This is a genomic window from Pseudomonas sp. SIMBA_067 (genome assembly GCF_046534675.1).
GTDB lineage: Bacteria > Pseudomonadota > Gammaproteobacteria > Pseudomonadales > Pseudomonadaceae > Aquipseudomonas > Aquipseudomonas putida.
This window is the reverse complement of the sequence record NZ_JAWRYH010000584.1, coordinates 1-265: the sequence shown is the minus strand read 5'-3', so window position 1 is coordinate 265 and position 265 is coordinate 1. Positions and strand designations below refer to the sequence as shown.

The 265-nt window shown below is 61.9% G+C and carries 1 pseudogene; it reads left to right on the top strand.

Features of this window, described 5'->3' with window-relative positions:
- Positions 1-265 (top strand): annotated as a pseudogene (locus tag SB765_RS30430) (radical SAM protein); the annotation flags it as partial.

Below are 265 nucleotides of genomic sequence, written 5' to 3'. Positions count from 1 at the left end.
GCACGGCGCACAACCCCCATAACCGCTTTGCCCCGAGCCATTCGGTGGCAGTGGATGATGGCTGGTACCAGGAAGTGCCACAGACGCAAGGCACTGAAGTGCGGGTCGAGACCGCCAAGTCGGTGATCAGTCGTAACACCTCGCCCGATCTGCCCTTCGACCGCTCCATCAACCCTTACCGTGGCTGCGAGCATGGTTGCATCTACTGCTATGCCCGCCCCTCGCACGCCTATTGGGACCTTTCCCCCGGCCTCGATTTCGAGAC